This is a genomic window from Sulfitobacter sp. PR48 (assembly GCF_028807335.1).
Taxonomy (GTDB): Bacteria; Pseudomonadota; Alphaproteobacteria; order Rhodobacterales; family Rhodobacteraceae; genus Sulfitobacter.
This window is the reverse complement of record NZ_JARAMM010000008.1, coordinates 1-18190: the sequence shown is the minus strand read 5'-3', so window position 1 is coordinate 18190 and position 18190 is coordinate 1. Positions and strand designations below refer to the sequence as shown.

At 63.2% G+C, this 18190-nt stretch carries 17 protein-coding genes; 7 read left to right on the top strand and 10 right to left on the bottom strand.

The genetic code is table 11. The features are described from left to right. The first annotated feature begins 68 nt into the window (after positions 1–68). The 3 genes from PVW51_RS11890 to PVW51_RS11880 all read left to right on the top strand — a co-directional run bounded on the left by PVW51_RS11890 (position 69) and on the right by PVW51_RS11880 (position 3213). Positions 69–1070, top strand: coding sequence for a TRAP transporter substrate-binding protein (locus PVW51_RS11890; RefSeq protein WP_274575239.1), 1002 nt, complete (start codon positions 69–71; stop codon positions 1068–1070). 81 nt (positions 1071–1151) lie between these two features. After that, entirely contained in the window at positions 1152–1832 is a 681-nt protein-coding gene (locus PVW51_RS11885) for a TRAP transporter small permease (RefSeq protein ID WP_269367709.1), read from the top strand. Positions 1833–1836: 4 nt separating this feature from the next. Then, positions 1837–3213 carry a TRAP transporter large permease gene (locus PVW51_RS11880; RefSeq protein WP_269367710.1) on the top strand — a complete coding sequence of 459 codons (1377 nt, stop codon included), beginning with the start codon at positions 1837–1839 and terminating at the stop codon, positions 3211–3213. 153 nt (positions 3214–3366) lie between these two features. Here PVW51_RS11880 and tpiA read toward each other — a convergent pair whose 3' ends face one another. Beyond that, a complete protein-coding gene (tpiA, locus tag PVW51_RS11875; protein ID WP_274575237.1) occupies positions 3367–4110 on the bottom strand; it encodes a triose-phosphate isomerase in 744 nt (247 codons plus the stop codon). 96 nt (positions 4111–4206) lie between these two features. On the opposite strand from tpiA, the gene PVW51_RS11870 reads away from it, so the two are divergent. Further along, on the top strand, positions 4207–5139 hold the full coding sequence (locus tag PVW51_RS11870) for an isopenicillin N synthase family dioxygenase (protein ID WP_274575236.1): 933 nt from the start codon (positions 4207–4209) through the stop codon (positions 5137–5139). A gap of 178 nt (positions 5140–5317) precedes the next feature. Here PVW51_RS11870 and PVW51_RS11865 read toward each other — a convergent pair whose 3' ends face one another. The 8 genes from PVW51_RS11865 to PVW51_RS11830 form a co-directional block, all read right to left on the bottom strand. Then, complete coding sequence (locus PVW51_RS11865; RefSeq protein ID WP_274575235.1) at positions 5318–5644, bottom strand: TfoX/Sxy family protein; 327 nt, start codon at positions 5642–5644, stop codon at positions 5318–5320. Continuing rightward, entirely contained in the window at positions 5641–6003 is a 363-nt protein-coding gene (locus tag PVW51_RS11860; RefSeq protein WP_269367714.1) for a HesB/IscA family protein, read from the bottom strand. The genes PVW51_RS11865 and PVW51_RS11860 overlap by 4 nt, the downstream gene beginning before the upstream one ends. A 152-nt stretch (positions 6004–6155) precedes the next feature. Next, entirely contained in the window at positions 6156–7367 is a 1212-nt protein-coding gene (locus PVW51_RS11855; protein WP_274575234.1) for a glycerophosphodiester phosphodiesterase family protein, read from the bottom strand. Between the two features lie 118 nt (positions 7368–7485). Further along, a complete protein-coding gene (locus PVW51_RS11850; RefSeq protein WP_114275625.1) occupies positions 7486–7848 on the bottom strand; it encodes an SUF system Fe-S cluster assembly protein in 363 nt (120 codons plus the stop codon). Between the two features lie 405 nt (positions 7849–8253). Further along, the gene (rimK, locus tag PVW51_RS11845) at positions 8254–9633 is read right to left on the bottom strand and encodes a 30S ribosomal protein S6--L-glutamate ligase (RefSeq protein ID WP_269367716.1); all 1380 of its coding nucleotides are present in this window, start codon (positions 9631–9633) and stop codon (positions 8254–8256) included. 51 nt (positions 9634–9684) lie between these two features. Next, positions 9685–11355, bottom strand: a complete 1671-nt coding sequence (locus PVW51_RS11840; protein ID WP_274575233.1) for a mechanosensitive ion channel family protein — start codon at positions 11353–11355, stop codon at positions 9685–9687. 42 nt (positions 11356–11397) lie between these two features. Then, positions 11398–11673, bottom strand: coding sequence for an NfeD family protein (locus tag PVW51_RS11835; protein WP_274575232.1), 276 nt, complete (start codon positions 11671–11673; stop codon positions 11398–11400). Continuing rightward, on the bottom strand, positions 11673–12560 hold the full coding sequence (locus PVW51_RS11830; protein ID WP_443069640.1) for an SPFH domain-containing protein: 888 nt from the start codon (positions 12558–12560) through the stop codon (positions 11673–11675). Before PVW51_RS11830 ends, PVW51_RS11835 begins: the two co-directional genes overlap by 1 nt. 117 nt (positions 12561–12677) lie before the next feature. Here PVW51_RS11830 and tgt point away from each other — a divergent pair, with 117 nt between their 5' ends. Further along, positions 12678–13805: a tRNA guanosine(34) transglycosylase Tgt gene (gene tgt, locus PVW51_RS11825; protein WP_274575230.1), complete on the top strand. Its 1128-nt coding sequence runs from the start codon at positions 12678–12680 to the stop codon at positions 13803–13805. 53 nt (positions 13806–13858) lie between these two features. Here the strand turns inward: tgt and PVW51_RS11820 are convergent, their stop codons facing one another. Further along, the gene (locus PVW51_RS11820) at positions 13859–14035 is read right to left on the bottom strand and encodes a hypothetical protein (RefSeq protein ID WP_274575229.1); all 177 of its coding nucleotides are present in this window, start codon (positions 14033–14035) and stop codon (positions 13859–13861) included. A gap of 14 nt (positions 14036–14049) precedes the next feature. Between PVW51_RS11820 and PVW51_RS11815 the strand changes: the two genes are divergently transcribed. After that, positions 14050–15147 (top strand): alkene reductase, encoded by a 1098-nt coding sequence (locus PVW51_RS11815; RefSeq protein ID WP_274575228.1) that lies wholly within the window; start codon positions 14050–14052, stop codon positions 15145–15147. 274 nt (positions 15148–15421) lie between these two features. Then, positions 15422–17833 carry an endopeptidase La gene (lon, locus tag PVW51_RS11810; RefSeq protein WP_274575227.1) on the top strand — a complete coding sequence of 804 codons (2412 nt, stop codon included), beginning with the start codon at positions 15422–15424 and terminating at the stop codon, positions 17831–17833. Positions 17834–18190: the final 357 nt, after the last annotated feature.

Genomic DNA, 18190 nt, shown 5'->3' with positions numbered 1-18190 from the left:
GCTCCTTATCTCAGCGCACCCGGAAAGGTGCGACGATTTGATTCCAAATCTCTGGGAGGAGACAACCAATGAAGCTATTTACCGCCGCCGCTGTTGCCCTGACGATGTCTGTCAGTGCGGGCGCTGTTGCCGCTGCCTGTGATGACGGCGAGATCGTCATCAAGTTCAGCCATGTCACCAACACCGACAAACACCCCAAGGGCATCGCGGCCTCGCTGTTCGAACAGCGCGTCAACGACGAGATGAACGGCAAGGCCTGCGTCGAAGTGTTCCCGAACTCCACGCTTTACGACGACGACAAGCTGCTCGAAGCCATGCTGCAGGGTGACGTCCAGATGGGCGCGCCCTCGCTGTCCAAGTTCGAGCAGTTCACCAAGGTCTTCCGCCTGTTCGACCTGCCCTTCGTCTTCAAGAACATCGAAGCCGTGGACGAGTTCCAGAACTCCGAAGCCGGTGCCGCGATGAAGGAATCGATGACACGCCGCGGCCTGCTGGGTCTGGGCTTCTGGCACAACGGGATGAAGCAGATGTCGGCCAACAAGCCGCTGCTGCTGCCCGAAGATGCAAAGGGTCTCAAGTTCCGCGTGCAGCCTTCCGAAGTGATCAAGGCGCAGATGGAAGCGATTGGCGTCAGCCCGCAGCCGATGGCCTTCTCCGAAGTCTACGGCGCGCTGCAGACCGGCGTTGTCGACGGTCAGGAGAATACCTGGTCCAACATCTATGGCCAGAAGTTCTTTGAGGTGCAGGACGGTTCCACTGAAACCAACCACGGCGTTCTGGATTATATGGTTGTCGTATCCACCGACTGGTGGGACAGCCTGCCCGAAGACGTGCGCACCCAGCTTGCCACCATCATGGACGAAGTGACCGCCGAGCGGAACGCCGCCGTGGCACAGGTGGACGCCGAAGCGCGTCAGGCGATCCTGGATGCCGGTGGCGTGATCCGCGAACTGAACGCCGAACAGCGCGAAGCCTGGGTCAGCGCAATGAAACCCGTCTGGGAAGAATTCGTGGCCGACGTTGGTCAGGAAAACATCGACGCCGCACAGGCGATCAACGAAAAGCACTAGGCTTTCGTGTCTTGCGGGTGGCCGGCCCCGGTCAGGGCGACCGGCCACCCCTTACCTGCATTTTTCCGGAAGGGCTGAGCGATGGCATCGCATTACCAACCACGCACGGGGCTGGGGCGCTTCGTGCACGAATTCGAGGAAACGGCGATTGCCGTGATCCTCGGGCTCATGACACTCATCACATTCATCAACGTGGTTCTGCGCTACGGCTTCAACACGGGCCTGATCTGGGGGCTTGAGGCGGTGACGCTTCTGTTTGCCTGGCTGGTCCTCCTGGGCGTGAGCTATGCGGTCAAGGTCACCGCGCATCTGGGCGTGGACGCGGTGATCAACCTTTTTGACAAGCCTGCGCGCCGGGTGCTTGCCCTGATCGCGGGCCTGGTCTGCATCATCTATGCGGTGTTTCTGATGAAAGGCGCCTGGGATTACTGGGCCCCCTTCGCGGGTCTCGATGCCACCACGGGCCGCTGGTTCCCGACCGGCTTTGCCAACAGCCGCGATCAGGCCTGGTACGAGGTTGTCGACCTGCCCATGCCCGACTGGCTGCGCTTCATCGAGCCGGTGATGAACGAGGGCGAAAGCTATGACAAACTGCCCCGTTTCATTCCCTATGCAATCCTGCCCATCGGCATGGCGCTGCTGTTGTTCCGCTTCATCCAGGCGTTCATCCGTCTGCTGCAGGGCAATGCCGACAGTCTGATTGTCAGCCACGAGGCCGAAGACGCCATCGAGGACGTCAAACACATGAACGCGGAGCGTTGATCCCATGGAAGTAGCAATTCTTTTCGCAATGGTCGTGGGCCTGATGCTGATCGGGGTGCCGATTGCGGTCTCGCTCGGCATGTCCTCCATCATGTTCCTGCTGGTCCTGTCCGATACCTCGCTTGCCTCCATTGCGCAGACGCTGTTTCAGGCGATGGCCGGTCACTATACCCTGCTGGCGATCCCTTTCTTCATCCTCGCCTCCAGCTTCATGTCCACCGGCGGCGTGGCGAAACGGATCATCCGGTTCTCCATCGCCCTGGTGGGGCACCTGCCGGGCGGTCTGGCGATTGCGGGCGTCTTTGCCTGTATGCTCTTTGCCGCCCTTTCCGGTTCTTCCCCTGCGACTGTGGTCGCCATCGGCTCCATCGTCATCGCGGGGATGCGCCAGGTCGGCTATACCAAGGAATTCGCGGCTGGCGTCATTGCCAACGCGGGCACCCTGGGCATCCTGATCCCGCCCTCCATCGTGATGGTGGTCTATGCCTCGGCCACCGATGTCTCCGTGGGCCGGATGTTCCTGGCCGGGGTGATCCCGGGTCTGATGGCCGGCACCATGCTGATGATCACAATCTACATCATGGCCAAGGTGCGCAAACTGCCGCAGGGCGAATGGCGCGGCTGGGGCGAAGTCTGGGCCTCGGGCCGGGAAGCGGGCTGGGGCCTGTTCCTGATCGTGATCATCCTGGGCGGCATCTATGGCGGGATCTTCACCCCGACAGAGGCGGCAGCGGTGGCGGCAATCTATGCCTTCCTGATCGCCAGTTTCGTCTACCGCGACATGGGGCCGCTGCATGTGGAGGGCGAGGGGCGCAACCTGTCGCTGATGCGCAAGCCGCTGGCGCTCCTCAGCGTGTTCTGGCACCCCGACACCAAGCGGACCCTGTTCGACGCGGGCAAGCTGACCGTGACGCTGATGTTCATCATCGCCAACGCGCTGATCCTGAAACATGTGCTGACCGACGAACAGATCCCGCAGCGGATTTCCGCGATCATGCTGGACGCGGGCTTTGGTCCGATCATGTTCCTGATCATCGTCAACGTGATCCTGCTGATCGGCGGCCAGTTCATGGAGCCCTCGGGCCTGCTGGTCATCGTGGCACCGCTGGTGTTCCCGATTGCCATCGAACTGGGCATCGACCCGATCCACCTTGGCATCATCATGGTGGTGAACATGGAAATCGGGATGATCACGCCACCGGTCGGGCTCAACCTCTTTGTGACCTCCGGGGTGGCAAACATGCCGATGATGAAGGTGGTCAGGGCCGCGCTGCCCTTCACTGCCGTGCTCTTCGTCTTCCTGATCATGGTGACCTATATCCCGATCATCTCGACCTGGTTGCCGACAATGATGATGGGGCCGGAGATCATCACGAAATGACAAACGGGCGGCGCACCCCGTCGGTGCGCCGCCGCCTCCGCGCGCAGCGCTAACCAAACAAGATGTCTGTTAACAAGTATTTGGGTTCCCCGCGGGGAACCCTTTTTTGCGGGGGCTGTAAGCGCCTGTCGAACGGCCCATGCAGCAGGAAGCTCAGGATGCCGCCAGCGCCGCCACGATGGGGGCGAAATCACTGGCCTTCAGGCTGGCCCCGCCGACCAGCGCCCCATCGACATTTTCCGCCTCAAAGATGGTGGCGGCATTCGCGGCCTTGACCGACCCGCCATAGAGCAGCGCAATCGCATTGCCCCTGTCCGCACCAAAGCGCGCGGTCAGCTCGGCGCGCAGGAAATCATGAACCTCGACGATCTGCTCCAGGGTGGGCACCTTGCCGGTGCCGATGGCCCAGATCGGCTCATAGGCCACAACGGTATTTTCAGCACCGGCATCATCGGGCAGGGAGCCTGCCAGCTGCGCGCCGATCACCTCCAGCGTGCGCCCCGCCTCGCGGTTCGCTTCGCTTTCGCCCAGGCAGAGGATCGCGGTCAGCCCCGCAGCCCAGGCGGCCTGCATCTTTGCGCTGACATCCGCGTCGCTTTCGCCATGGTCGGCCCGGCGTTCGGAATGGCCAAGGATCACATAGGCCGCACCGCTGTCCGCCACCATCGCGGCGGAAATATCGCCGGTATGCGCGCCCTTTTCCGCCGCATGGCAATCCTGCGCGCCGATGGCGATGCCCTTTGCCCGCGCCACGGCAGGGATCAGCAATGGGGCAGGCGGGCAGATCACCACGCGGGTGTCGCCGCCGGGCAGCATCGCGGCCAGAGCATCGAGTTCGTCGAGGGCGGATTGCGTGCCGTTCATCTTCCAGTTACCGGCGGCGATCTTGGGGCGCATGAAATTCTCCTGATTTTCGAACAGACTTACCAGCCGGCACCCGGGGCGGCAACGAAAGGCTTTGCCGATGGCGTCAGCACGACCTAGGCTTGCCCCATGAATGAGCACAGCGAGACATCGGGGCTGATTCCCCGCATCGACCTTCAGGCCCTGCGCACCAGCGACCCGGCCGCCCTTGATGCCATGCGGGTCGCCGCCACGGATGTGGGCTTTGCCACCGTGTACAACACCGCATTGCCGCCCGAGCGGGTCGCGCAGGTGATCGAAACCTACCGCGCCTTCTTCAAACTGCCGGAGGCGGAAAAAGCCGCGACCGACATGGCCACCACCGGGTCGAACCGGGGCTGGGGCCGGTCCGGTGCGGAACAGGTCGATCCGGACGCCAACCCGGATTACAAACAGGTCTTTGATTGCGGCGTGACACTGCCAGAGGGTGATCCGCGCCTTGCGGACCCCTTTTATGCGCCCAATATCTGGCCCGGCACACCCGCCGGTTTTCGCCAGACGATTGAGAGCTACTACACGGATGCCTGTGCCGTGGGTCTGGAAGTGCTGCGCGGCGTGGCGGAGGCCATCGGACAGCGGCGCGACGCCTTTGATGCGGCCTTTGACGCGCCGATGGCGCTGCTGCGCGGCAATTACTATCCCGAAAGGCCCGCATCGGCCGGGGCCAGGGATTTCGGCATCGCGACCCATACCGATTACGGCTGCCTGACGCTGCTGGCCACCGACGGTACACCGGGGCTGGAGGTGCGCAAACGCGGCGGCGGCTGGATACCGGTCACGGCGGCGCCGGGGGCTTTCGCGATCAACTTCGGCGAGATGTTGCAATTCTGGAGCGATGGCAAGGTGATCGCGACGCCGCACCGGGTCATCGGCAGCACCGCCGAGCGCATCTCGGTGCCGCTGTTCTTCAACCCCGCGCGGGAAACCAATGTGGCGCCACCGGGGTCGGATCAGGTGATCAGCGCAGGAGACCATCTGGCGAAACGCTATAACGAGACCTACCTGCACCTGGCCAAGGCCTGATCACCGGGGGCGACGCAGTCGCGCCCGCCCGTCGCACCAGAGGTGCGCCGAAACGATCAGGCACGCCTCTGGCGTGACGGGGCGGGTCGGGGGCGGCCCGGACGCGGGGCACCCGGGCATTGTGGCGAACGGTTGCAAAGTTCGCATGCAGACACTCTCGCGCTTTGAAACGTATCCCCTAACGCAGCGCGTCGATCGCGTCGCGGGCGAGGGCCAGCGCCTGTTCGGGATCTTCCATCGCGGCCTCGGGCAGGGTCCAATAGGGCATGGCGGCACTGGCACCGTTCTTGCGGGTATAGGTCCATTGTTCGGCCCCGTCCCCCGCCAGCCGCTGTGCGAAACCGCCCTGGGTCTTGAGCATCAGACGGCCGTCCGACAGCATCAGGGCAAAGATCGTATCGCCGCAGTAAATCCCCAGCCCGCCGAACATGCGGCGGGTGGCCAGGTCTGGAATCTCCGAAAACAGATCGCGGGCAAAGTCAATATCCGCGGCGCCCAGGCTCACTTCGCGCCGAGCGCTTCGTCGAACTTGATGGATTCGCCACAGCCGCAGGCTTCGGTCACATTCGGGTTGGAAAACCTGAACCCGCTTTCCAGCAGGGTGGTTTCATAGTCGATTTCCGTGCCGAACAGGAACATCTGCGCCATCGGCGCGATCATCACCCGCGCACCGTCCTGTTCCACGACCTCGTCATTTGGGTCGGGGGAATCGACGTATTCCATGGTATATTCCATGCCCGCGCAGCCGCCCTTCTTGATGCCGATGCGCAGGCCCGCGTGGCCTGCCGATGCCATCAGCTTGGAAATCTGGGCGGACGCCCTGGGCGTCATGGTGACAGCTTGTTTTCCGGGAATGCCGAACATGGGTGTTTTCTCCTGTTGGGACAAAGATAGGAGCCTTGCGCGGCATTCTCAAGCGGTCTGCGGGAAAACGGTGCGCGCTGCAGCAAAATGGCCGCCTCCGGGGGGGATGGAGGCGGCCTGCTGCGCGGGTCCCTTGGGGACGGGGTGGGGCGTTACAGACCCATGCAGTTGGCGTAGAAGGTTACGGTGGCAGGCCAGTCAGAGAAGACGCCCGCGACCTTTACATCCTGTGCAAGCACGTCGAGCGCGACGAGGTAATCGCTGTCATCGGTGATGATGTCGTTCACCGACTGGAAGTACCAGCCGCCGCCCGATGCCAGCGGCCCGGAGCGTTCCAGGGTCCAGGCGATCAGGGTGATCCCGGCGTCCCGCGCGGCCTTTGCATAATCGGAGGCCGCCAGCGTGCCATCCGCGTTTGTCAGCAGCATGTTCAGCGAGGCACCGATGTAATTGACACCCGCGGCCTTGAGCGCGGCAAAATCCTGAGCCCAGGTCTCGGGGTTCTGTTCGTCGAAGCCTTCGGACCATTCCACGAGATAGACCGCCTGTGCGCCGAATTCGGGTTCGTTTTCGATCCAGTACATCACGTCATCCAGGTTGAACGACTGCGCCCAGACATCGGAGGCCGGGATGCCGGCGGCCTTGTATTCGTCGATCATCTTCTGCGCGTAATCCGCCTGGGTGAAACCCTCATGCGGCATTTCGACGGCGGGAGATTTCAGTTCCGGCGTGAAGCGGGCACCCAGCGAGGCGAAAAGCGCAATCGATTCGGCATGGGTCATGGTCCGGGCGCCAGCGGAATAGAGATCCGTGCGCCAGCCCGCGATACCGCCCTGATAGGCTTCGGCCGTGGTGGCGGATTTGTCGGCGCTGTCCATCTTGGGGGCAAGGCTGCGGAATTCCGCCAGTGTCAGATCGGAGGTGCGGCATTCGGCATTGGCCGGCGTGTCCGCCGTGGCGGGGGTGAAACCGGTGGTGCATTTGGCCGCAAGATCGGTGGTCAGGATGTTCGTGGTGGTATGCAGGTCGTTCTGCGCGTGACGGCAGACCAGCTCGTGATCGGCGGTGAAGGTCACGTCGCATTCCAGGATGCCGGCACCCATGCCGGCGGCGGCGACATTGGATTCTATGGTATGTTCGGGAAACATCATCGGCGCGCCCCGGTGGCCGATGGAGAACAGCGTCGGTTCGGCCTGCTGGCCCAGGCAGGCGGTCAGCCGGGACTTGAGATCGCCATCGGCAAGCCGGGAGACCAGGAAGGCCGGGCGGGGACCATAGCCGTAGCCATTGGCGGCCAGGTGGTCTTCGGCCTGGGCTGCGAGCGGGATGAGGGAAAGGGCCGCGAGGGCTGCGAGACTGCGCATGGAAGCTCCGTAAATTCAGGGTGTCGTCGCGTCCCTTCTGACGGCAGCCTGTAACGGTATGACGAAGCCTCTGTGACAGGCGGGTGACGGTTTCACGACACCTGCCAGTTTCTTTGTGTCACATGAAGCCCAGTTCGAGCCGCGCCTCGTCCGACATCATGTCCATGCCCCAGGGCGGCTCCCAGACCAGTTCAACATTGACCTGTTTGACACCGGGCAGCGGTTCGATCGCATCCGCGACCCAGCCGGGCATCTCACCGGCCACAGGGCAGCCGGGGGCGGTCAGCGACATCTTGATGTCCACCGCGTTTTCGGTGTCGATGTCGATGGTGTAGATCAGGCCCAGTTCATAGATATTCACCGGGATTTCAGGGTCATAGACTGTGCGACAGGCCTCGACCACCTGATCGTAGAGCGGGTGATCGGTGCTGGAGGGCGCAATCAGCGGTGTGCCTTCGAGCGGTTGGGTGTTGTCGGTCATGTCGGCCTCTGATCTGGTTCCTGACTGTTTATATAGGGATAGCATGGCGCGGCGTCCAGTGGGGGGAGGTGGTGCAGCAGGGGGGGGGCGGGGTTGCGGACGTTCGCTGTGGTTTGCGCAGAGGTCTGGTATGGGGGCTTTGCCGCCGTGCCATTGGCGCGGTGCATAGCCCCAAGCGCCCCCGCCCGGCGTCAGCCGGGCATCGCCCGACCTCCCCCCGGAGGGCGATTTTGCAGCCTCCGCCAAGCCATGACCGGCCTGCGGGCTGAGATGTTCTCTACCACTCATAGGTTTGGAACGCCCTCCAGGTCGGGCGATACCCGGCCGACGCCTCATGTCACTTTGGCCCCATCGCTGCCATTGGCTGCGCCTGGTGCGCATGCCCGCTCCGGGCCGTTCCCCCGATCACGCCTTGCGTCGGCGCACTGGCTGCGGTTTCACCCTTGCTTCGATCTCGTCGTAGACCTTGCCGACGATGTCCTTGCCGGTGGCCTTTTCGATGCCTTCGAAACCGGGGGAGGAATTGACTTCCAGCACCTTTGGCCCGCTTTCGGAGCGCAGCAGGTCCACGCCTGCCTTGCCCAGGCCAAAGGCGCGGGCGGCGCGGACGGCGGTGTCGCGTTCCTCTTTCGAGATGCGCACGACCTTGGCCGAGCCGCCGCGGTGCAGATTGGACCGGAAATCGCCCTCCGCCCCGGTGCGTTTCATCGCCGCGACAACCTTGCCCGCGACCACCAGACAGCGGATGTCTTCGCCTGCCGCCTCTTTCACGAAATTCTGCACCAGAAAGTTCGCCTTGAGGCCCCGGAAGGCGTCGATCACGGATTCGGCGGCCTTTTTGGTTTCGGCCAGCACCACGCCTTTTCCTTGCGTCGATTCCAGCAGTTTCACGATCAGCGGCGCGGAGCCGACCAGCGCCATCAGGTTGGAGGTGTCCTTGGGCGATGCGGCAAAGGCGGTGGTGGGCATGCCGATCTTCTTGCCCGCCAGCACCTGATGGGCGTGCAGCTTGTCGCGGCTGGCAAGGATGCCTGCCGAGCCGTTCACGCAATAGGTGCCGATGGTTTCGAACTGCCGGATCACGGCGCAGCCATAGGGTGTGACGGAAGCCCCGATGCGCGGGATCACCGCGTCATAACGGGGCAGGCGTTTGCCGTCATAATGCACTTCGGGCGCCAGAGAATTGATCGCCATGTAGCAGCGGGTGGTGTCGATGACCTCCACGGTATGGCCGCGCGCCTCGCCGGCCTCGACCAGACGGCGGGTGGAATAATTGTCTTCGCGGCTGAGCACCGCGATGCGCAGGGCGCGGACGGGGGCGGCATGGCGCACCTTTGCGGAATGATAAACATCATAGCTGAGGTCGGGCTGCAGCCGCCGCTCCGTGGGGGAAATGATGATATGATCCCCCAGCGCCTGACGGCCCAGCAACATGCGGCTGGTCAAGCCCGCCCGGTTGGTCAGGGTGATTTCGATGGGCCAGCTCTGGCCGCCGACCTCAAGCGTGGAGGCGATGACCAGCCGCTGTTCGCTTTCGCCGTTCGAGGAGGTGACCTCGCGCCGGTCGATCAGCGGGGCAGAGCAGGTGATGGAGATGTCCTCGCGCCCTGGAATCGGATGCACGTTGAAACGGACCTTGGGTTTCGCGGCAGAGCCGAAGGTTTCGATGTCATGGGCATGCAGCGCAGAGGTGCGCGCGCCGGTGTCGACCTTGGCCTTGATGGCGGGCAGGCCCAGATCGGGCAGGGAGACCCATTCCTCCCATCCGAAATTCAGTTCGTTCACGGCGTTTCTCCTGCTGCTGCGCGGCCTGCCTAGCGGCTTGCCCGGCGGGCTTCAAGCTGGTGTTACGTCCGGCGGCAGGATCGGAAAAATCCGCGCGCCGGTCTCGCGTTCGATGCGCGCGGCCTCGGCCAGCAGAGCTTCGCGCAGGCGGCACTCCACATCCCAGAAAGTGGCCGGATTCGCGGTCGGCAATTCGAAGCGGACCTTGATCCCGATGGCGTCCTGTCCGGTCACATTGACCCTGGCGCGCTCCATCGGGGAGACATCGGAAGGGTCTTCGTAGCTCAGCAGATCGAGGAACACCTGCCGCAGGCGCTCAACATCGGCACCATGGGCCAGGGTCAGTTCGATGGGGCGGACCATTTCGGGCTCTTCGATCGACCAGTTCTCGAAGGGGTCCGACACAAAGGTGCTGACCGGCACGATCAGCCGGGTGCCGTTCCAGATCATCAGCTGGACATAGGTGAAATCAATCCGCTCCACCGTGCAGAAATGCCCTTTGAACATCAGCTGGTCACCGATCCGCGCCGAGCGGTTGAGCGCGATCTGCACCGAGGCCAGGATATTGCCGAGCACTTCGCGGGCGGCAAAGCCCAGCACGATGGTCAGCGCCCCGGCAGAGGCCAGCAACGAGATGCCAAGGGTGCCATAGGCGGTGATGGAGCTGAGCACGACGCCCGAGGCGGCGAGGGTCGCGATGACGATGACAAATTTGCGCGCGGCGGAAATGGTTGTGGCCACGGCGCGCAGATGGGCATTCTGCGGGTCCGCCAGCTCGGTCGCGGTGGAGACGCTGATGCGGTCGAAAACCTCGTCGATCACCAGCACCACCGCCAGGGTGATCGCCACCACGTAAGAGATCAGCACCAGCGGCGAGACCACCGCGTCGATGATGCCCGTCACCACCAGCACCCGGCTGGTTGCGGTGCCGATGATGGCGGCAAAGATGGTGATGGCCGCGGGCCATTTCAGCGAGCGCGCGAGGAACCGGGCACCGCGCCGCCGGGCGGTTTCGCCCAGTCTGCGCAGAATCCGGAAGGCCAGGGCAGCCACGATCAGCGCGGCCAGCGCCACCAGCGGCAGGAACAGCACCTCCCAGAGGAACATGCCCCAGAAGGCGGGTGTGCGCAGCCATTCCGGCAGAGCCAGTTCCAGATCGGTCGGCCCATAAAGCGCGTAGAGTGCGGGGATGTTGTCCACGCTTTGCCGCGAGAACACCCAGACGGGTTCCTTGGTGTCTGCCGCCTTGATCCGGTTCAGCCGCAAGGGCACCAGATGGCCGCCGCGTTCCATCCGGTCGATCAGGATGGAGCGGCGTTCCCGGCCGGTGTCATTGTCCTCTGAATTGCCGGAGAGCCAGCCGTCCGGCCGGTCTTCGAGCGAGGACCAGGGGATCACCACCTTGCGTTCCAGGATCACCGACAGCATCCGCGCGCGTTCGGTGCCGATGGTTTGCTGATCGGCCGGTGCCACGTCCGACAGATCCAACAGATGTGCGGCGACACTGAAATGGCCGTGTTCCGCGAGGTAGAGGAAAGTTTCCATCGCGGCCATCGGCGTGGCGCGGTCCAGCGTGGCGGGGGGTGCCGCCATGCCGGCGTTCAGGCTGTCCTGCTCGAACCACGGCTCCTGCGCGGTGGCGGCAGGGGCCAGCCAGATCAGACAGGCCGCCAGGGCGGCGGCGAGGGTCCGCAGGAAGGGTTTCAGAACGACCTGATGCATCGACAGGAAACTAGCCCGCCCTGCCTTTGGTCAAGTCCTGCTTCAGTTGTCGTTGATGTCGTGGGTGACGATCCGCGCACCGCTGGACTGGTGGCGGAATGCAAAGCGCAGGATGATCCAGCCCACAAGCGACAGGATGGCAAAGAGCGCGAGCAGGGCAGGAATGCCGATGGCGGGCAGGATCAGCACAAGGCCCGCCATCGCCAGCGCCCCCAGGGCAAAGCCCAGAAAGATGAAGCCCGGTGCCAGCAGTTCAAGCACGCCAAGCGCCAGCGCGATGCAGATCCAGACCCACCAGAGTGTCAGATAGGCCTCCATCAGCCGCGCCCTTTCAGCAGTTTGAAGGCATCGCCAAAGGCGGCCAGCGCCTCTGCCGGGACGATGATGGTCTGGTTGCCTTCGCCCGAGCCCATGCCGTTCAGCGCTTCCACCTGTTTCAGGGCAATCTGGTATTGCGCGGCTTCCAGCCCGTTTTCGTTGATCGCCTGGGCCACGACCTGGGTGGCATAGGCTTCGGCCTCGGCCAGCACGCGGCGCGCCTTGGCGGTCTGTTCCGAGGCATAAAGCTCGGCGTCGGCGGCCAGTTCAACGGCGCGTTTCTTGCCCTCGGCCTCGGTCACCTGAGCGCGGCGGGCGCGTTCGGCATTGAGCTGCTGCATCATCGCGGCGCGGGTGGCGGTATCGAGGTTCACATCCAGAATCTCGGCCCGCGTCACCTCGATCCCCCAGTTGTCCACGGCGTCCTCGACATTGGCCTTGATGGTGGTGATCAGCGAGGAACGGTTTGCCTGCACCTCGTCCAGATCCATCTTGCCGATCTCGGCCCGGACGATCCCCGCAACCGTGGTGGAAATCGCGCTGTCCACGTCGCGGATGCGGTAGACGGTCTTTTCCGGTTCGGTGATGCGGTAGAAGACAGAGGTATCCACCTGCGTCAGCACGTTGTCGCGGGTGATCGCATCCTGGCTGGCGGTGGGCAGCTGGCGTTCGAGGATCGACACCCGGTGCGCGATCCGGTCGATGAAGGGCACGATCAGGTTGATCCCCGGTCCCATCACCTTGCGCAAGCGGCCAAAGCGTTCGACCACATGCTGTTCGGACTGGGGCACGATCTTGACCGCCTTGAAGATGACGATGACGACAAGTGCGGCCAGCAACAGATATGCCAGGTTGTTTTCCAGCAATCCGACGATCAGGTTCTCGATGTCCAAAGGATCAATCCTTGTAAGGGCGCGTGATGTTTCATCTGAGCATTTTTCGGGCGAATTGCAAGTTTCACCGCAAGGGGGTATCCGCCTGCTGAGATTGCAGGGAGACGGCAGATGAGCCAGGTCAGCTTTGACATAAAGGCCAGCGATGGCAAGGCGCGCACCGGGGTGATCCGCACCACGCGGGGCGACATCCGCACGCCCGCATTCATGCCGGTGGGCACGGCCGCCACGGTCAAGGCGATGATGCCCGAAAGCGTGGCCGCCACCGGGGCCGACATCCTGCTGGGCAATACCTACCATCTGATGCTGCGCCCCACGGCGGAGCGGGTGGCGCGGCTGGGCGGGCTGCACAAGTTCATGAACTGGTCGGGGCCGATCCTGACGGATTCAGGCGGTTTTCAGGTGATGAGCCTTGCCGAGCTGCGCAAGCTGACCGAGCGCGGGGTGACCTTCAAGAGCCACATCGACGGGTCGCGCCACGAGATCACGCCGGAACGCTCGATGGAGATCCAGGCGCTGCTGGGCTCCGACATCGTGATGTGTTTCGACGAATGCCCGGCGCTGCCCGCGTCACGGGACCGGATCGCGGAAAGCATGGAACTGTCCATGCGGTGGGCGAAGCGGTCGAAGGAGGCCTTTGGCGACCGCCCCGGTCACGCGCTCTTTGGCATCCAGCAAGGCGGGCTGGAACGCGATCTGCGCCAGCAGAGCGCCGAGGCGCTGCGCGAGATCGGCTTTGACGGCTATGCGGTGGGTGGCCTGGCGGTGGGCGAGGGGCAGGCGGCGATGTTCGATTGTCTGGATTACGCGCCGGACCAGCTGCCCGAGGACAAGCCGCGTTACCTGATGGGCGTGGGCAAGCCCGATGACATCGTGGGGGCGGTGGCGCGGGGCATCGACATGATGGATTGCGTGCTGCCGTCGCGGTCGGGGCGCACCGGGCAGGTGTTTACCCGGCTCGGTGTGCTGAACATCAAGAACGCGCGCCACGCGGATGATCCGCGCCCGCTGGACGAGAACTGCAACTGTCCGGCCTGCAGCACCTATTCGCGGGCCTATCTGCATCACGTTTTCCGCAGTCAGGAGATCATCAGCTCGATGCTGCTGACCTGGCACAACCTGCATTATTTTCAGGACATCATGGCGGGAATGCGCGGCGCCATCGCGGCGGGCACTTTCGCGGCCTGGCAGGCGGATTTCCATGCCACCCGTGCGCAGGGCGATATCGACCCGCTTTGAAGGGGACGGGCGATATGCGGCGGACGTGTGGGGGTGTGATGGCCGGGGCCATGTCAAACCGTTTCATGGGGCGGTAAGCGGTTTAATTCATGAATTGTAGTTTTAATACAAAGGACTACGCGACTTTCTTCATGTTTCATGCTGCGCGTCTTGTGATCGCGGCGCGGAAATTTCAAGGTCTTGCAGCGGCGCAGGGGTGCATTAGCTGTCATTTCCGACACCACCTTCATCAAGGACTCCCACAATGACACAACCGCTTTTCACCCCCGCGAAGGCCGGGGCCATCGAGGCCGGTAACCGGATCGCGATGGCACCGCTGACCCGCAACCGCGCCGACAATGTCACCGGCGAGGTCGGTGACATGCATGTCGATTACTACCGCCAGCGCGCCGGTGCCGGCATCATCATCACCGAGGCGACCCAGATCAGCCCCGAGGGCAAGGGTTACCTGCAGACCCCCGGCATCCACACCCCCGGTCAGGCTGCTGCCTGGCGTCGGGTAACGGATGCGGTGCACGAAGCAGGCGGCAAGATCGTCGTGCAGCTCTGGCACGTCGGGCGCATCAGCCATACCTCGCTGCAACCCGACGGCCAGCCGCCGGTTGCCCCCTCGGCGCTGAATGCGGGCAGCAAGACCTTTACCGCGAAAGGGTTTGAAAACACCTCTGACCCGCGCGCGCTGGAGCTTGCGGAAATGCCACGGATCGTCGCCGATTACGCCCATGCGGCGGCCATGGCCCTTGAGGCGGGTTTTGACGGGGTCGAGGTGCATGGCGCCAACGGCTATCTGCTGGACCAGTTCCTGAAGACCGGCAGCAACCACCGCGACGACGCCTATGGCGGGTCGGTGGAAAACCGCGCCCGGCTGCTGCTTGAGGTGATGGAGGCCGTCACCAGGGTCTGGGGCGGGGACCGTGTGGGCCTGCGCCTGTCGCCGTTCTCTCCGGCCAACGGGATCAGCGACGACAATCCGCAGGAAACCTTCGAATATGTGATCAAGGCGCTGAACCGCTTTGGTCTGGCCTATCTGCACCTGGTCGAGGGCGCCACCGGCGGATCCCGCGCCTTGCAGGAGGGGCAGAGCATCGACAGGCTGCGCAAGCTGTTCGAGGGGCCCTATATGGCCAACAACGGCTATGACCGGGAGATGGCGCTGAAAGCCGTCGCAGAGGGTCATGCGGATTTCATCGCCATTGGCCGTCCGTTCATTGCCAACCCCGATCTGGTGGCACGTTACGAGCGCGATCTGCCCCTCGCAGAGGGTGATCAGAGCACCTATTACGGCGGCGGTCGCGAAGGGTATACCGACTATCCCGCAGCGGTCGCGCAAGCGGCGGAGTGACGATGCCTGACCGCGCGGCGCAACGCGCGGTCAGATGCGTTATGATGCCCGCGCAGCGCGACATATGTTGCGCGGGCAGGGCCTTTCGTTCATTTTGCGTTACATTCCTGTAAAAACCCCGGTTGCCATGACCGGACAGGCAGGCGATGATGACGCAAAGCCCGCGGAAGGGATTGAAACAGGCGGGGCAGATCTCCATATCCACCCCATGTCAGGAGACGGAGGCGGTTGCCTAATCAGGGACCTTTTCGTCTTGCTAGTAAAGGAAAAGAGCATGTTAGAGCCATTGAACGCTTCTTACCCGGTATTGCCGCTGCGCGACATCGTGGTGTTCCCACATATGATCGTGCCGCTGTTTGTCGGTCGCGAGAAATCCGTGCGCGCCCTGGAAGAAGTGATGTCCGACGACAAGCAGATTCTGCTGTCGAGCCAGGTTGACCCGGGCGAGGACGATCCCGAGAGCACCGGTATTTTCAAGGCGGGTGTGCTGGCCAATGTGCTGCAGCTGCTGAAACTGCCCGATGGCACCGTCAAGGTGCTGGTCGAAGGTCAGGCGCGGGTGCGCATCACCGAATACCTCGAAAACGAGAACTTCTTTGAAGCCCGTGCCGAGTATCTGACAGAGATGCCGGGCGATGCCGCGACCACGCAGGCGCTGATCAAGACCGTGGCCGATGAATTCGAACGTTATGCCAAGGTCAAGAAGAACGTGCCGGACGAGGCGCTGACCGCCGTGGGCGAGTCGGCAGAGCCTGCGCGGCTGGCCGATCTGGTTGCGGGCCATCTGGGCATCGAAGTGGAGCAGAAGCAGGACCTGCTTGAAACGCTCTCGGTCTCCGAACGGCTGGAAAAGGTCTATGGGCTGATGCAGGGCGAAATGTCGGTTCTGCAGGTCGAGAAAAAGATCAAGACCCGCGTGAAGTCGCAGATGGAGCGGACCCAGCGTGAATATTATCTGAACGAACAGATGAAGGCGATCCAGCAGGAGCTGGGCGATGGCGAGGACGGCAAGAACGAAGTTGCCGAGCTGGAAGCCAAGATTGCCGACACCAAGCTGAGCAAGGAAGCCCGCGAAAAGGCCGAGGCCGAGATCAAGAAGCTCAAGAACATGAGCCCGATGTCCGCCGAGGCAACCGTGGTGCGCAATTACCTCGACTGGATGCTGTCCATTCCATGGGGCGTGAAAAGCCGCGTGAAAAAGGACCTTGGCAAGGCGCAGAAGGTGCTGGACGACGACCACTACGGCCTTGAGAAGGTCAAGGAACGGATCGTTGAATATCTGGCCGTGCAGCAGCGCTCCAGCAAGCTGAAAGGCCCGATCATGTGCCTTGTCGGCCCTCCGGGCGTGGGCAAGACCTCGCTGGGCAAGAGCGTGGCCAAGGCCACCGGGCGCGAGTTCATCCGCATCTCCCTTGGCGGCGTGCGTGACGAGAGCGAGATCCGTGGCCACCGCCGGACCTATATCGGCTCCATGCCCGGCAAGATCATCCAGGCGCTGAAAAAGGCGAAAACCACCAACCCGCTGATCCTGCTCGATGAAATCGACAAGATGGGGCAGGATTTCCGGGGTGATCCGGCGTCGGCCATGCTTGAGGTGCTGGATCCGGAACAGAACTCCACCTTCGTGGATCACTATCTGGAGGTCGAATATGACCTCAGCAACGTGATGTTCCTGACCACATCGAACAGCTACAACATGCCGGGGCCGCTGCTGGACCGGATGGAGATCATTCCGCTGTCCGGCTACACCGAGGACGAGAAGCGCGAGATTGCCAAACAGCATCTGGTGGCCAAGCAGATCAAGAACCACGGCCTCAAGGCCAAGGAATTCTCGATTGAAGACAGTGCCTTGACCGGCATGATCCGCTATTACACCCGTGAGGCGGGCGTGCGGAACCTGGAGCGGGAGATCGCCAAGGTGGCGCGCAAGTCGCTGACCAAGATCATCCGCAAGGAGGCCGAGAGCATCACCGTGACCGGCGACAACCTTGAGGAATTCCTGGGCGTGCGCAAACACCGCTATGGCCTGGCCGAGAAGGAAGACCAGATCGGCGTGGTGACCGGCCTTGCCTATACCTCTGTCGGCGGCGAATTGCTTCAGATCGAAGCGCTGCGCCTGCCGGGCAAGGGGCGGATGAAGACCACCGGGAAGCTGGGCGATGTGATGAAGGAATCCATCGACGCGGCCTCCAGCTATGTGCGGTCGATCAGTCCGAAGATCGGGGTCAAGCCGCCGCGCTTCGACACGCTGGACATCCACGTTCACGTGCCGGACGGGGCCACGCCCAAGGACGGGCCGAGCGCCGGTCTGGCCATGGTCACGGCCATCGTTTCGGTGCTGACGCAGATCCCGGTGCGCAAGGACATCGCCATGACCGGCGAGGTCACGCTGCGCGGCAATGCCTCTGCCATCGGCGGGTTGAAGGAGAAACTGCTCGCGGCCCTGCGGGGCGGTATCACCACGGTGCTGATCCCCGAGGAGAACGAGAAGGATCTGCCGGAGATCCCCGACAACGTCAAAGAGGGGCTGACCATCATCCCCGTCAGCCACGTTTCGGAGGTTCTGAAACACGCGCTGGTGTCGGTTCCTGAACCCATCGAATGGGATCAGGAGGCCGAGGACGCCGCCGCTGCGGCCAGCCTGGCCTCGCAAAAAGGCTCCGGCGACAGCGCCACCGCGCACTAAAGCGTCCGGCCTTTAACCCGTACCATCCTGTGGCACGGATGTCCCGAGAGCGCCGCAGGCGCGACAGGGTATTCGTGTCGCAAGTTAAAGGTCGGGCGCGTAAAGCGTCCGGCCTTTAAACTGTACCATCCAGTGGCACGGATGTCCCGAGAGCGCCGCAGGCGCGGCAGGGTATTCGTGTCACAAGTTCAAGGTCGGCGCGCTAAGACCCGCGCCTGACGAAACACCAAAGCGCCCCGATCCACATCGGGGCGTGAGGCTGCTGAAAACGCACGTTCCTGCACCCGCTCCCCCCGAAACAACGAAATCGTTCTTCCACGACGCCAGCCACAAGCCTTGGCCCGGGTGTCAGCCCGG